We start from the raw sequence: 14,669 nt of genomic DNA on the forward strand, positions 1-14,669 counted from the left end.
GATCAGATTCCTTGCTCGCTGAGCCACAGGTTCAGCGCCGCCAATTGCCACAGCCTTGAGCCGCGTAACGGAGTGAGCTGGCCGTTGGGGTCGGTCAGCAGTCGATCAAGCATCGCCGGGTTGAACAGGCCGCGATCCTGGCTCGGGTCCAGCAGCAATTCGCGGACCCAGGCCAAGGTGTTGCCTTCCAGATGCTTGAGACCGGGTACAGGGAAATAGCCTTTTTTGCGGTCGATGACCTCGCCGGGGATCACCCGTCGAGCGGCTTCCTTCAGGACCTGTTTGCCGCCGTCGGGCAGCTTGAATTTCGCCGGGACCCGTGCCGAGAGTTCCACCAGTCGGTAATCCAGGAATGGCGTGCGCGCTTCCAGGCCCCAGGCCATGGTCATGTTGTCGACGCGCTTGACCGGGTCGTCCACCAACATCACCGTGCTGTCCAGACGCAGGGCCTTGTCCACCGCTGCGTCGGCGCCCGGTTGGGCGAAGTGTTCCTTGACGAAATCACCGGCCGCGTCATTGGCCGTCAGCCATTTGGGCTGCACGGTAGCGGCATATTCTTCGTAGCTGCGATCAAAGAATGCGGCGCGATAGGCCGCGTATGGGTCACTGGCGCCGTCCACTTGTGGATACCAGTGGTAACCGGCGAACAGTTCATCGGCGCCCTGGCCGCTTTGCACCACTTTGCAATGCTTGGACACTTCCCGCGACAGCAGGTAGAAGGCGATGCAGTCGTGACTGACCATCGGCTCGCTCATGGCCCGAAACGCCGCCGGCAGTTGCTCGATGATTTCTTTTTCGTCGATGCGTAACTGGTGGTGATGAGTGCCGTAGTGCTTGGCGATCAGGTCCGAATACTGGAACTCGTCACCGCGCTCGCCACCGGCATCCTGGAAGCCGATGGAGAATGTGGAAAGGTTTTCCACACCGACTTCCCGCAGCAGGCCCACCAGCATGCTGGAGTCCACGCCGCCGGAAAGCAGCACGCCGACATCCACGGCGGCACGCTGACGAATGGCGACCGCTTCACGGGTGCTGTCGAGCACGCGGTCGATCCAGTCTTGCAGATTCAGGTGCTGTTCGTCGGCCCGGGGACCGTAGGGCAGGGTCCACCAGGTTTTCTGCTCGGTGGTTCCGTCGGCTTCGACCCGCATCCAGGTGGCAGGCGGCAGCTTTTCGACGCCGGCCAGCAGGGTGCGAGGCGCCGGGACCACGGCATGGAAGTTCAGGTAATGGTTCAGCGCCACCGGGTCGAGCATCGGACTGATGTCGCCGCCCTTGAGCAGCGCCGGCAACGCCGAGGCAAAGCGCAGGCGCTGGCCGGTGCGCGACAGGTACAGCGGTTTGACACCGAGGCGGTCGCGGGCGATGAACAGCCGCTTGGCGTCGCGTTCCCAGATGGCGAAGGCGAACATGCCGTTGAGCTTGGGCAACAGTGCTTCGCCCCAGGCGTGGTAGCCCTTGAGCAGCACTTCGGTGTCGCCACCGGAATAGAAGGCGTAGCCCAGGCCTTCCAGCTCGGCGCGCAATTCAGGGTAGTTGTAGATCGCGCCGTTGAAGGCCAGGGACAGGCCCAGTTGATTGTCGATCATCGGCTGGGCCGAACCGTCGGACAAGTCCATGATTTTCAGGCGCCGATGGCCCAGGGCAATGGGGCCCTGACTGTGGAAACCCCACGCGTCTGGGCCGCGAGGAGCCAGGTGATGGGTGATTCGCTCTACGGCCGCAAGGTCCGCAGGTTGTTGATCGAAACGTAACTCTCCAGCTAATCCGCACATAAGTCCTTACCGGTTTTTCCGTTGGGGAGGGTCAAACACCATACGCCAAAATGGCGGGTACTTTGAAACTGACCGGTGGGATTGGTGTGAGTTTTAGATCAATGCGTTATAAGCAGCTGAAGTAGGGACGCTCGGGCGACTGAAAAACCACGGCAAAACATCAGCCTGTGGGAGCGAGCCTGCTCGCGATCGCGGTGTGCCAGTCACTTGGATGCCAGATGATCTGGCGCAATCGCGAGCAGGCTCGCTCCCACAGGTTTTTGTGGCATACCGGCAATCTGCATTAGGCCTTGCCCCGAACCAGCGCCCGCAACGCAAACCGGTTCGGATGACAGGCCTCGGCCACGCTTCGGGGCAGGGGCAAAGGTTCGTTGTCCAGCCAGGCGGCAATCAACTCGCCCGACAATGGCGCGGTGATCAGGCCCCGGGAGCCGTGGCCGCTGTTGATGTACAAGCCATCGAGCCAGGGGCATGGGCAGTCCGGAACTTGGCGGGCGTCCTTGCTCAGCGCCGAGTATGCCTGGGTGAAGGCCTGACTCTCGGCCAACGGGCCGACAATCGGCAGATAGTCCGGACTGGTGCAACGGAACGCCGCGCGGCCCTGGAGGTGTGCCGGGTCCAGGGTGCTGGCGTCCAGGCGTTCCACCAGATCAGCGGAGATTTGCTCCAGCATCTGCAGGTTGCCGGCGTGCTCGGCGGCGGTAGGGGTCAGGTCGTCGTTCTTGAAATCGAAACTGGCCCCCAGGGTGTGCTCGCCCAACCGTGCCGGAGCCACGTAGCCTTCGGCGCAGACCACCGTGCGCAGTGCCTGGCTGTGGGCGGTTTGCGACAGGCGGGTGATTTGCCCGCGAATGCGCTTGAGGGGCAAGTCGGCGGCCGCATCGAAGCGTTTGATCTCGGCGGCGCTGGCGAGGATCACTACCGGTGCGCTGGCCAGGCAACGTTCACCATCCCAGGCCTGCCATTGGCCGTCGATGCGGCGCAACTCGAGGACTTCATGGTGGGCTTGTACCTCAATTTTGGGGGCGGATGCCTGCCAGCGGCACAGCGCGGGCGGATGGACCCAACCGCCTTGCGGGTAAAACAGACCGCCACAGGACAGGCCGATACCGGACTGCGCCTCGGCCTGGGACTGATTCAGGAGGTGTAGCAAATCTTCGGCAAAGGCCTCGGACAATTGCGCCTGGCGCTCGGCTTCCTTGGCGCTGAAGGCCAGTTGCAAGACACCGCAGCCGTCCCAGTCCACACCTCGCTGCAGATGTTCGAGCAGGCGCCGGGTGTAACCGAAACCGCTGAGGATCATCTGCGACAGCGCCGTACCATGGGCCGAAAGCTTGAGATACAACACGCCCTGCGGGTTGCCGGACGCTTCTTCGGCCAACCCGGCATGCCGTTCCAGCAGCGTCACCTGCCAGCCACGGGCCGCGAGGCTGGACGCGCTGGCGCAACCGGCCAGGCCGCCACCGATCACCAGGGCTCGCCGCTCGCCGCTGTGCGCCGTGGGGCGGGTGTACCAGGGTTTTACTGGGGGCGGTGCGGGTGTCAGTTGCGGCCAGCCGAGAAACACCCCGCGAAGGATTTCCCATTTATGGCCGATGCCCGGCGTACGCTTCATCTTGAAGCCTGCCGCGTTCAACAACCGTCGCACCCAGCCGGTGCTGGTGAAGGTGCTGAGGGTCGCGCCGGGGGCAGCCAAGCGCGCCAGTTCGGCAAACAGCTCGGCGGTCCACATCTCGGGATTTTTCGCCGGCGCGAAACCGTCCAGGAACCAGGCATCGATTTGCGCATCCAGCTGCGGTAATTGCTCCAGGGCGTCGCCGATCAACAAGGTCAGGGTCACCCGGCCGTCTCCCAGCGTCAGGCGCTGGAAGCCCTGATGGATGGCGACGTACTGCGCAAGCAATTGATCCGCCTGAAGCTTGAGTTGCGGCCACAAATCCAGCGCCCGGCGCAGGTCGGGGGGGCTCAAGGGGAATTTCTCGACACTGACAAAATGCAGCCGCGCCCCGGCCGGTGCGCACTGCTCGAACAACTGCCAGGCGCAGAGAAAATTCAGCCCGGTGCCAAACCCGGTCTCGCCGATCACCAGCCGCCCGTCGTCCGGCAGCGCGGCAAAACGCTCGGTCAGGTTGTTCTGTTCAAGGAACACATAGCGGGTTTCTTCCAGGCCCGACTGATCGGAAAAATACACATCGTCGAACACCCGCGAGCGCGGGCGACCCTGATCGTCCCAGTCGAGTTGGGCGTGGTGCTGTACGGGTGTCATGGCAGGCTCGGTCAAAACTGGGAGGCCATTCTAGCCGATCGGTATGGGCTTGCTTGACCCATCGCAATACAGCGTTCGTCTGGATGGAATCTGCTGCACCGGCCCGCGTCCAATCCGCTAGTCTTGCCCCATTCCCTGGAAGGAGCTGTCCATGTTCGAATCCGCTGAAATCGGTCACGCCGTCGATAAAGACACCTATGACGCCGAAGTGCCGGCACTGCGTGAAGCGTTGCTCGAAGCCCAGTACGAGCTACACCAGCAGAGCCGTTTTCCGGTCATCGTGCTGATCAACGGCATCGAAGGCGCCGGCAAGGGCGAAACGGTGAAATTGCTCAATGAGTGGATGGACCCGCGGCTGATCGAAGTGCGTACCTTCGATCAGCAGACCGACGAGGAGCTGGCGCGGCCACCGGCCTGGCGTTATTGGCGGATGCTGCCGGCCAAGGGACGCATGGGGATTTTCTTTGGCAACTGGTACAGCCAGATGCTGCAGGGGCGCGTTCATGGCCAGATCAAGGACCCACGGCTCGATCAGGCCATCAATGGCGCTGAACGGTTGGAGAAAATGCTCTGCGATGAAGGCGCGCTGATCTTCAAGTTCTGGTTCCACCTGTCCAAGAAACAGATGAAAGCCCGGCTCAAGGGGCTCAAGGACGACCCGCTGCACAGCTGGCGCATCAGCCCGCTGGACTGGCAGCAGTCCCAGACCTACGACAAGTTCGTCAAATACGGTGAGCGGGTCCTGCGCCGCACCAGTCGAGACTACGCCCCGTGGCATGTGATCGAAGGCATGGACAGTTATTATCGAAGCCTTACGGTCGGACGGATCCTGCTTGACGGGATGCGCCAGGCCTTGCACCGCTCGAGGATCAAAGCGGAAAAGGTCAATGTGGCGCCACTGCCGCCGCTGGACGACCAGGTCACGCTGCTGGACAGCCTGGACATGACCCTGCGTCTGGACAAGGCCGATTACGAAGAACAACTGATCGCCGAGCAGGCGCGTTTTTCCGGCCTGTTGCGCGATAAACGCATGCGCCGCCATGCCCTGGTGGCGGTGTTCGAGGGCAATGATGCGGCGGGCAAGGGTGGGGCGATCCGGCGGGTCGCGGCAGCGCTCGACCCGCGCCAGTACAGCATCGTACCGATTGCCGCACCCACCGAGGAAGAGCGCGCCCATCCCTACATGTGGCGGTTCTGGCGGCATATCCCGGCGCGGGGCAAGTTCACCGTGTTCGATCGCTCCTGGTACGGCCGGGTGCTGGTGGAGCGGGTCGAAGGTTTTTGCAGCAAGGCCGACTGGCTGCGGGCCTACGGCGAGATCAACGATTTCGAGGAGCAGATTGCCGACGCCGGAGTCGTGGTCGTCAAGTTCTGGCTGGCCATCGACAAGGAGACTCAACTGGAGCGCTTCCAGGAACGCGAGGAAATTCCTTTCAAGCGCTTCAAGATCACCGAGGACGACTGGCGCAACCGTGACAAATGGGATGCCTACCGGGCGGCGGTGTGCGACATGGTTGACCGCACCAGCACCGAGATTTCTCCCTGGACCCTGGTGGAGGCCAACGACAAGCGCTGGGCGCGGGTCAAGGTGTTGCGCACGCTTAATGAAGCGCTGGAGGAGGCCTTCGAGCGCTCGGCAAAGCAGGCTCGCAAGGCGAGCAAGGGCAAATAGTGGGCGATGGGAACGCATACGCGGGGTGAATGATCGTCGCGGTCGGTTATGCAGTGGATTTATGCTCAATTGACTCCTAACCGACAATAACAATTGAGGTACAGCCATGCGTGAAGTGGTGATCGTCGACAGCGTGCGGACCGGCCTGGCCAAGTCTTTTCGCGGCAAGTTCAACATGACCCGTCCGGACGACATGGCGGCCCATTGTGTCGATGCATTGTTGGCGCGCAACGGGATCGATCCGGCCAGCGTCGAGGACTGCATCGTCGGCGCCGGTTCGAACGAGGGCGCCCAGGGCTATAACATCGGTCGGAACGTGGCGGTGCTCTCGCAATTGGGCATCGGCACCGCCGGCATGACCCTCAACCGCTTCTGCTCCTCGGGCCTGCAAGCCATCGCCATCGCCGCCAACCAGATCGCCTCCGGTTGCAGCGAGATCATTGTTGCCGGTGGCGTGGAATCCATCAGCCTGACAATGAAAAGCGTCAATACCGATCACCTGATCAACCCGCTGCTCAAGGAGCAAGTGCCGGGGATTTATTTCCCCATGGGCCAGACCGCCGAGATCGTCGCCCGCCGTTATCAGGTCAGCCGTGAAGAACAGGACCGCTACGCTTTGCAGAGCCAGCAGCGCACTGCCCAGGCCCAGGCGGCCGGGCTGTTCGACGACGAGATCGTGCCGATGTCGGTCAAGTACAAGGTCGAGGACAAGAACACCGGTGCGGTGCAGATTCTCGACGGCGTGGTTGATCGCGACGATTGCAACCGCCCCGACACCACCTATGAAAGTCTGGCGGGCTTGAAGCCGGTGTTCGCCGAAGACGGCTCGGTGACAGCAGGCAACTCGTCACAGTTGTCCGACGGGGCTTCGATGACCCTGGTGATGAGTCTGGAAAAAGCTCTGGCCCTGGGGCTCACGCCCAAGGCGTTTTTCCGTGGCTTTACCGTGGCCGGTTGCGCGCCGGACGAAATGGGCATCGGTCCGGTGTTTTCGGTGCCCAAACTGCTCAAGGCCAAGGGCTTGCATATCGATGATATCGACTTGTGGGAACTCAACGAAGCCTTCGCATCCCAGTGTCTCTACAGTCGTAACCGGCTGGAAATCGATAACGAGAAGTACAACGTCAACGGCGGTTCGATTTCCATTGGCCACCCGTTCGGCATGACCGGTTCGCGCCAGGTCGGCCATCTGGTGCGCGAGCTGCAACGGCGCAGCCTGCGCTACGGCATCGTGACCATGTGCGTGGGCGGCGGGATGGGGGCGACGGGGTTGTTTGAGGCGGTGAGATAACCGGGCGCTGACAGTTAGCGAGATGATTACTTGTGGCGAGGGGATTTATCCCCGCTGGGTTGCGCAGCAACCCTAAAATCTACAACCGAGGTATATCAGGCTGACAGAGTGGTTTGCTTTGGGGCTGCTTTGCAGCCCAGCGGGGATAAATCCCCTCGCCACAAGGGGGGCTGCGTCAGCTGCGCTAGCTGGCAACCTGGGTCAGTTGCTGCATCCGCGCGATATACGCTTTTATCTCCCGTTCTGCCGCCTCGCGGCTGGCGAACGGGCCTTCCTGCGTGCCTTCTCGGGTATTGAAATAAAACTCGCCGTTTACCCGGCAGATCCGGTCGCTGCGAAAAATCGTCGTAGGGGCGGGATCCTGGGCGCGTTTGCCAAACATGGCGGTCTCCAAAGGCAGCGGGGGCAATGTCATTTGAGCTTATGCGCAGTCCTTGGTTTGCGCCTGGCCAGGCGATCGACGGCAACGACCCGTACAGTCCCATGGACGTCCACGGCCTAACTGTCCCTGTGTCCTGAAGCGATCCGCGCCTAGAATGGGGGCTCTTTGTCTTGAGCTGCGAGGATTGCATGCACATATCGTCCGGTCGCTGGGTCTACGGCCTGTTCCTTGCCCTGCTGACCGCCCTGCTGTGGGGCATCCTGCCGATCAAGCTCAAGCAAGTGCTGCAGGTGATGGATCCGGTCACCGTGACCTGGTTTCGCTTGCTGGTGTCCGGTGGCTTGCTGTTCATCTACCTGACGGCCACTCGCCGTTTGCCCAGTCGCAAGGTGTTGGGCCCCCGGGGTGGCTGGCTGGTGGCGATGGCGGTGTTGGGGCTGGTCGGCAACTACGTGCTGTACCTGATGGGCCTCAATCGCTTGAGCCCCGGCACCGCGCAACTGGTGGTGCAGATGGGGCCGATCATGTTGCTGGTGGCCAGCCTGTTTGTGTTCAAGGAGCGTTTCAGCGTGGGACAGGGCATCGGCCTGCTGGTGTTGTTGATCGGCTTCACGCTGTTTTTCAACCAGCGCCTCGGCGAGCTGCTGACGTCCCTGAGCGACTACACCGCCGGGGTCTTGATGGTGTTGCTGGCGTCGACGGTCTGGACCTTCTATGCCCTGGGCCAGAAGCAACTGCTGACGGTGTGGAATTCGTTGCAGGTGATGATGGTGATCTACCTGTTCTGCGCGCTGCTGCTCACGCCCTGGGTGCATCCGCTGGAGGCACTGCAACTGAGTCCGCTGCAAGGCTGGCTACTGCTTGCTTGCTGCCTCAATACCCTGATTGCCTACGGCGCCTTTGCCGAGGCCCTGGCTCACTGGGAAGCGTCGCGGGTCAGCGCGACCCTGGCGATCACGCCGCTGGTGACCTTCGCTGCGGTGGCGTTGGCAGCCTGGTGGTGGCCTGACTACGTGCATGCCGAGCAGATCAATCTGTTGGGGTATGGCGGGGCGGTGCTGGTGGTGTTGGGATCGGCATTGGTTGCCCTGGGGCCGTCGCTGATTGCCGGGCTCAGGGCCCGGCGTGAGCGACTGGCTGTCGGGCGATAGACCGCGACTGCAAGAAGAACCGCTTTTTTGTGGGAGCGAGCCTGCTCGCGATAGCGGTCTGGTCGTCGATAATGATGTCGAGCCGACCGGCCTCATCGCGAGCAGGCTCGCTCCCACAGGTGGGTTGTGTTGAGCGCACGCTTTGCGTCCAACCAAGCACACATCTCAACCCTGGCTTCCGGCCTCCAGCATATTCTCCGGCCGCACCCAGGCATCGAACTCTTCGTCGGTCAGATACCCCAACTGCAAGGCCGCTTCGCGCAGGGTCAGTCCTTCGCCGTAGGCTTTCTTGGCGATTTCGGCGGATTTGTCATAGCCGATGTGTGTGTTCAGGGCGGTGACCAGCATCAAGCCACGTTCCAGATGCGCCGCCATCTGCTCGGCATCCGGTTCGAGCCCGGCGATGCAGTGCTGCTGGAAATTGCTGCAGCCATCGGCCAGCAGACGGATCGACTGCAACAGGTTGTGAATGATCACCGGCTTGAACACGTTCAATTGCAAATGACCCTGGCTGGCGGCGAAACCGATGGTCACGTCGTTGCCCATGACCTGGCAGGCCAGCATCGACAAGGCCTCGCACTGGGTCGGGTTGACCTTGCCGGGCATGATGGAGCTGCCCGGTTCATTGGCTGGCAACTTCACTTCGGCGAACCCGGCCCGTGGCCCGGAGCCCAGTAGGCGCAGGTCATTGGCAATCTTCATCAGGGTCACGGCCAGGGTTTTCAGCGCGCCGGACAACGTGGTCAGGGGCTCATGGCCGGCCAACGCCGCGAACTTGTTTGGCGCGGTGACGAAGGGCAGGCCGGACAGCGCCGCCAGTTCAGCGGCGATCGCCTCGCCGAAGCCGTGGGGCGAGTTGAGTCCGGTGCCCACTGCCGTGCCGCCCTGGGCAAGTTCGCAAACCGCCGGCAGTGCCGCACGGATCGCCCGTTCGGCGTAATCGAGTTGAGCGATGAAGGCTGACAGTTCTTGGCCGAAGGTGATCGGCGTGGCGTCCATCATGTGGGTGCGGCCGGTCTTGACCAGTTTCATGTGGCGCGCCGCCAGTTCCGCCAGTGCGCCGGACAACTCGGCGATCGCCGGCAGCAATTGCTGATGGACCGCCTGGATGGCGGCGATGTGCATGGCGGTGGGGAAGCAGTCGTTGGAGCTCTGGGAGCGGTTGACGTGATCGTTCGGGTGCACCGGGCTCTTGCCGCCGCGGGGATTGCCCGCTAGCTCGTTGGCGCGCCCGGCGATCACTTCGTTGACGTTCATGTTGCTTTGGGTTCCGCTGCCGGTCTGCCAGACCACCAGGGGGAATTGGTCGTCATGCTGGCCGGCCAGGACTTCGTCGGCGGCCTGTTCGATCAGGCGCGCGATGTCGGCAGGCAAGTCGCCATTGCGGTCATTGACCCGCGCGGCGGCTTTCTTGATCAGCGCCAGGGCGTGCAGCACCGACAGCGGCATGCGTTCGTTGCCAATGGCAAAGTTGATCATGGAGCGCTGCGTCTGGGCGCCCCAGTAGGCTTCATCCGGGACTTCAACCTGGCCAAGGCTGTCGGTTTCGATACGGCTCATCGGGTCAAACTCCTGTAGGTCTGAATGCGCAGTTTAGGCCCTGAAGGGCGACACGGGTTCCCTCAATCATTTTTCGATCGTTTCGGCCCGTCAATCGGACGCGTAGAGCAATGGGGTTGAGGCTCGGTGTTTATTAGGCGCAGAATGATCGCCCTTGGGGTTTTACCTCGCCTGTAGAAAAGGAAACTCGATGACCCGTCTTCGTGCCATCTGTACCGCAGTTGCTCTGGTGTGTGCCAGCAGTCCTGTTTTTGCCGATACCGCCAGCCACAACGCCAGTGCCGAAGAGTTCCTGACCCTGGCGCACGCCGACAAACTGGGTACCCCGGTGTACATGCAAGTGCAGCAGATGTTTGCCCAGCGCTTTGAACAGACCAAGGCTCCCGAGTCGAAAAAAGCCACCCTCGAAACCTACCAGGCCAAGGCCAACGCCGCGCTGGATCAGGCCATCGGCTGGAAGAAGCTCAAGCCGGACATGGTCAAGCTTTACACCTCCAACTTCAGCGAGCCGGAGCTCAAGGAACTGGTGTCCTTCTACCGTTCGCCTCTGGGCAAGAAAGTCCTGGAAAAAATGCCCCAGCTGACCCAGCAATCGGCCCAGTTGACCCAAGCCAAGCTGGAAAGCGCGGTGCCGGTGGTCAACAAACTGCTGGCAGACATGACCGCCGAGCTTGAGCCCAAAGCCGCCCCTGCCAAGAAAAAGCCGTAAGCGGAGCCCGGTATGAGCATGCAACAACGCATCGAATCGACGCTCGGGCTGTTGCAGCCCGAGCACCTGCAAGTGCTGGATGAAAGCCACATGCACAGCCGTGGGTTACAGACCCACTTCAAGGCCGTGGTGGTCAGCCACCAGTTCGAGGGGCTCAATCGCGTCAAGCGTCATCAGAAGGTCTACGGCACGCTGGGCGAGCTGATGGGTGAGTTCCATGCGTTGGCGCTGCACACCTATACCCCCGAGGAATGGGCGCAGATCGATACAGCCCCGGCTTCGCCGACTTGTGCCGGTGGCAGCAAGCACTGATCTGCAGAGAATGACTGCTGTTGTGGCTGTTGTCGCTGCACTCCTGCAACCCCTCTGTTTTTTGTTAGAATCCGCAACGCGCCTCACGGGGCGCGTTTTTTTTCGCATCCGGTTCACCCTTTGCGAGGGTAGCCACCTGGAGAAATACCCATGACACCATCCATTGTCGTGGCGGCACTGTATAAGTTCGTCACCCTTGAAGATTACGTCGAGCTGCGTGAGCCATTGCTCAAGGCCATGCTCGACAACGGCATCAAAGGCACGCTGCTGATCGCCGAAGAAGGCATCAACGGCACCGTTTCCGGCACTCGCGAAGGCATCGACGGATTGCTGGCCTGGCTCAAAAACGACCCGCGCATGATCGACATCGACCACAAGGAGTCGTACTGCGATGAGCAGCCGTTCTATCGCACCAAGGTCAAGCTCAAGAAGGAAATCGTCACCCTCGGCGTCGAAGGCGTGGATCCCAACAAACAGGTTGGCACTTATGTCGAACCGCAGGACTGGAACGCACTGATCAGCGATCCGGAAGTCTTGCTGATCGACACGCGTAACGACTACGAAGTGTCCATCGGCACCTTTGAAGGCGCGATCGACCCCAAGACCACCAGCTTTCGCGAGTTCCCCGAGTACATCAAAGCCAACTTCGACCCGGCCAGGCACAAGAAAGTCGCGATGTTCTGCACCGGTGGCATTCGCTGCGAAAAAGCTTCCAGCTACATGCTCGGCCAGGGTTTCGACGAGGTCTATCACCTCAAGGGTGGCATCCTGAAGTACCTTGAAGAGGTGCCTCAGGAAGAAACCAAATGGCGCGGCGACTGCTTCGTGTTCGATAACCGCGTGACCGTTCGCCATGACCTTAGCGAAGGCGACTACGATCAGTGTCATGCCTGTCGTACACCGGTGAGCGTAGAAGACCGTGCTTCGGAGCACTATGTGCCAGGCATCAGTTGCCCGCATTGCTGGGACAAGCTGAGCGAGAAGACCCGGCGCAGCGCCATCGACCGGCAAAAGCAGATCGAACTGGCCAAGGCCCGCAACATGCCGCATCCGATCGGCTACAACTATAAGCAATCACCTTCCGAGGCTTGAACCATGGCGCCACGCCTGCTCTATGTGATGGACCCGATGTGTTCCTGGTGCTGGGGTTTTGCGCCGGTTGCCGAGGCACTGGTCGAGCAGGCGCAGGCCGCCGGGGTAGAACTGCACCTGGTGGTGGGCGGTTTGCGCACCGGCAGCGGTTCGGCCCTGGAGCCGACCACCCGACGCTACATCCTCGAGCATTGGCAGGCCGTCACCCAGGCCACCGGCCAGACGTTCAAGCTTGAAGGGGCGCTGCCGGACGGTTTTGTCTATGACACCGAACCGGCCTGCCGGGCACTGGTGACGGCCCGTGGCCTGGCGCCGGACCTGGCCTGGAAGCTGTTGAAGCTGATCCAGCAGGCGTTTTATGTCGAGGGTCGTGATGTGACCCACGCCAGCGTCCTGGTGGAACTGGCCGAACAGGCTGGACTGCCACGCATCGAGTTCGCCGCAGCCTTTGACCGCGCCGAGCAACATGCGGCCACTGCCGCGGATTTCACCTGGGTGCAGGATCTTGGCATCGCGGGTTTTCCTACGCTGCTGGCCGAGCGTGACGGTCAATTGGCTTTGCTTACCAACGGCTACCAGCCCCTGAGCCAGTTGTCTCCACTGTTGGGCCGCTGGCTGGAGCGCGCGGCCTGTGCCTGACCGGGCGGATGACGCATCCCCTGGGCAGCGCGTCGACCGTTTGAGCTGGGCAGAAATCCGCCGTCTGGCCCTTAAACACAAGAAAGCCCTGTGGATCGCCAACGGCGTGGCCGTGCTGGCGACGCTGTGCAGCGTACCGATCCCGCTGCTGCTGCCACTTTTAGTGGACGAAGTGCTGCTGGGTCAGGGCGACGCGGCGTTGAAGGTCATGAACCATGCGTTACCCAGCGGCTGGCAAAGCGCGGCCGGTTATATTGGCCTGATGCTGGTGGTGACACTGGTCCTGCGATGCGGCGCTTTGCTGTTCAACGTGCTGCAGGCGCGATTGTTCGCCAGGCTGGCGAAGGACATCGTTTATCGCATTCGCGTCCGATTGATCGAACGGCTCAAACGTATTTCCCTGGGCGAGTACGAAAGCCTGGGCAGCGGTACCGTGACCACGCACCTGGTCACCGACCTGGACACCCTGGACAAATTCGTCGGCGAAACCCTCAGTCGTTTCCTGGTGGCGATGCTGACACTGGTGGGCACGGCCGGCATTCTGGTGTGGATGCACTGGCAACTGGCGCTGCTGATCCTGTTGTTCAACCCGTTGGTGATCTACGCCACGGTCCAGTTGGGCAAACGGGTCAAGCACCTCAAGAAGCTCGAGAATGACAGCACCTCGCGCTTCACCCAGGCCCTGACCGAAACCCTGGATGCCATCCAGGAGGTGCGTGCCGGCAACCGCCAGGGTTATTTCCTGGGTCGATTGGGGACACGGGCCAGGGAGGTCCGTGATTACGCAGTGAGCTCACAGTGGAAAACCGATGCCTCGAACCGCGCCAGCGGTTTGCTGTTTCAGTTTGGTATCGATATTTTCCGCGCAGCGGCGATGCTCACCGTGCTGTTCTCCGACCTCTCCATCGGCCAGATGCTGGCGGTGTTCAGCTACCTGTGGTTCATGATCGGACCGGTGGAGCAACTGCTCAATCTGCAGTACGCGTTTTATGCCGCCGGGGGCGCATTGTCGCGGATCAACGAGTTGTTGGCCCGTGCCGACGAACCGCAATACACCGGCAGTGTTAACCCGTTCCAGGGGCGTGCCACCGTGGGTATCGAAGTTCAGGGGCTGAGTTTCGGCTACGGCGACGAACTGGTGCTGAACCAGATGAACCTGTCGATTGCCCCCGGTGAGAAAGTCGCGATTGTCGGGGCCAGCGGGGGTGGCAAAAGTACCTTGGTCCAGTTGCTGTTGGGGCTGTACACGCCGCTCGCCGGGACTATCCGTTTCGGCGGTTCGACTCAGCAGGAAATCGGCCTGGAAACCGTGCGCGACAATGTTGCCGTGGTCCTGCAGCATCCCGCGCTGTTCAACGACACGGTACGGGCCAACCTGACCATGGGCCGCGAGCGCACGGACGAGGCCTGCTGGCAGGCACTGGAAATCGCCCAACTGCACCAGACGATCATAAGTTTGCCCAACGGTCTGGACAGCATCGTCGGCCGTTCCGGCGTGCGTCTGTCCGGCGGGCAGCGCCAGCGCCTGGCCATTGCCCGGATGGTGCTGGCCGAGCCCAAGGTGGTGATCCTCGACGAGGCGACGTCGGCGCTGGACGCCGCCACCGAGTACAACCTGCACCAGGCGCTGGCGCGGTTCTTGAGCAACCGTACCACCTTGATCATCGCGCACCGGTTGTCGGCCGTGAAGCAGGCCGACCGGGTGCTGGTGTTCGACGGCGGACAAATCGCCGAGGATGGCGACCATCAGCAACTGATTGCTGACGGTGGTTTATACGCCAAGCTCTACGGGCATCTGCAGCAGCATTGATCGCCAGGGA

The 14,669-nt window shown here is 61.8% G+C and carries 12 protein-coding genes; 8 read left to right on the forward strand and 4 right to left on the reverse strand.

Going from position 1 to position 14,669, the window contains the following annotated elements; all coding sequences use genetic code 11:
* Positions 1–2: 2 nt before the first annotated feature.
* Positions 3–1,775, reverse strand: coding sequence for an N-acetylglutaminylglutamine amidotransferase (locus tag MKS85_RS06285; protein WP_047226288.1), 1,773 nt, complete (start codon positions 1,773–1,775; stop codon positions 3–5).
* A gap of 283 nt (positions 1,776–2,058) precedes the next feature.
* Positions 2,059–4,041: a bifunctional tRNA (5-methylaminomethyl-2-thiouridine)(34)-methyltransferase MnmD/FAD-dependent 5-carboxymethylaminomethyl-2-thiouridine(34) oxidoreductase MnmC gene (gene mnmC / locus MKS85_RS06290; RefSeq protein WP_188251142.1), complete on the reverse strand. Its 1,983-nt coding sequence runs from the start codon at positions 4,039–4,041 to the stop codon at positions 2,059–2,061.
* Between the two features lie 151 nt (positions 4,042–4,192).
* On the opposite strand from mnmC, the gene pap reads away from it, so the two are divergent.
* Both pap and MKS85_RS06300 read left to right on the forward strand, forming a co-directional pair.
* A complete protein-coding gene (gene pap / locus MKS85_RS06295; RefSeq protein WP_047226290.1) occupies positions 4,193–5,713 on the forward strand; it encodes a polyphosphate:AMP phosphotransferase in 1,521 nt (506 codons plus the stop codon).
* Between the two features lie 106 nt (positions 5,714–5,819).
* On the forward strand, positions 5,820–7,004 hold the full coding sequence (locus MKS85_RS06300) for a thiolase family protein (protein WP_188251143.1): 1,185 nt from the start codon (positions 5,820–5,822) through the stop codon (positions 7,002–7,004).
* A 184-nt stretch (positions 7,005–7,188) separates the two neighbouring features.
* Here MKS85_RS06300 and MKS85_RS06305 read toward each other — a convergent pair whose 3' ends face one another.
* Positions 7,189–7,386 carry a DUF6316 family protein gene (locus tag MKS85_RS06305; protein ID WP_047226415.1) on the reverse strand — a complete coding sequence of 66 codons (198 nt, stop codon included), beginning with the start codon at positions 7,384–7,386 and terminating at the stop codon, positions 7,189–7,191.
* 188 nt (positions 7,387–7,574) lie between these two features.
* Between MKS85_RS06305 and MKS85_RS06310 the strand changes: the two genes are divergently transcribed.
* The gene (locus MKS85_RS06310; protein ID WP_076385796.1) at positions 7,575–8,537 is read left to right on the forward strand and encodes a DMT family transporter; all 963 of its coding nucleotides are present in this window, start codon (positions 7,575–7,577) and stop codon (positions 8,535–8,537) included.
* A gap of 165 nt (positions 8,538–8,702) precedes the next feature.
* Here MKS85_RS06310 and MKS85_RS06315 read toward each other — a convergent pair whose 3' ends face one another.
* Entirely contained in the window at positions 8,703–10,097 is a 1,395-nt protein-coding gene (locus MKS85_RS06315) for a class II fumarate hydratase (protein ID WP_047226293.1), read from the reverse strand.
* 190 nt (positions 10,098–10,287) lie between these two features.
* Between MKS85_RS06315 and MKS85_RS06320 the strand changes: the two genes are divergently transcribed.
* From MKS85_RS06320 to MKS85_RS06340, 5 genes are all read left to right on the forward strand, one after another.
* A complete protein-coding gene (locus MKS85_RS06320) occupies positions 10,288–10,806 on the forward strand; it encodes a DUF2059 domain-containing protein (protein ID WP_047226294.1) in 519 nt (172 codons plus the stop codon).
* 12 nt (positions 10,807–10,818) lie between these two features.
* Positions 10,819–11,118, forward strand: coding sequence for a BolA family transcriptional regulator (locus MKS85_RS06325; protein WP_047226295.1), 300 nt, complete (start codon positions 10,819–10,821; stop codon positions 11,116–11,118).
* A 150-nt stretch (positions 11,119–11,268) separates the two neighbouring features.
* Complete coding sequence (locus tag MKS85_RS06330) at positions 11,269–12,210, forward strand: rhodanese-related sulfurtransferase (protein WP_092397619.1); 942 nt, start codon at positions 11,269–11,271, stop codon at positions 12,208–12,210.
* A 36-nt stretch (positions 12,211–12,246) separates the two neighbouring features.
* Entirely contained in the window at positions 12,247–12,849 is a 603-nt protein-coding gene (locus MKS85_RS06335; protein WP_171061403.1) for a DsbA family protein, read from the forward strand.
* Positions 12,842–14,659, forward strand: a complete 1,818-nt coding sequence (locus MKS85_RS06340) for an ABC transporter ATP-binding protein (RefSeq protein ID WP_047226298.1) — start codon at positions 12,842–12,844, stop codon at positions 14,657–14,659. Before MKS85_RS06335 ends, MKS85_RS06340 begins: the two co-directional genes overlap by 8 nt.
* Positions 14,660–14,669 lie beyond the last annotated feature (10 nt).

Origin of the sequence: Pseudomonas sp. JL2 (genome assembly GCF_031570495.1) — a bacterium.
In the GTDB taxonomy this organism is placed as follows: Bacteria; Pseudomonadota; Gammaproteobacteria; order Pseudomonadales; family Pseudomonadaceae; genus Aquipseudomonas; species Aquipseudomonas rhizophila.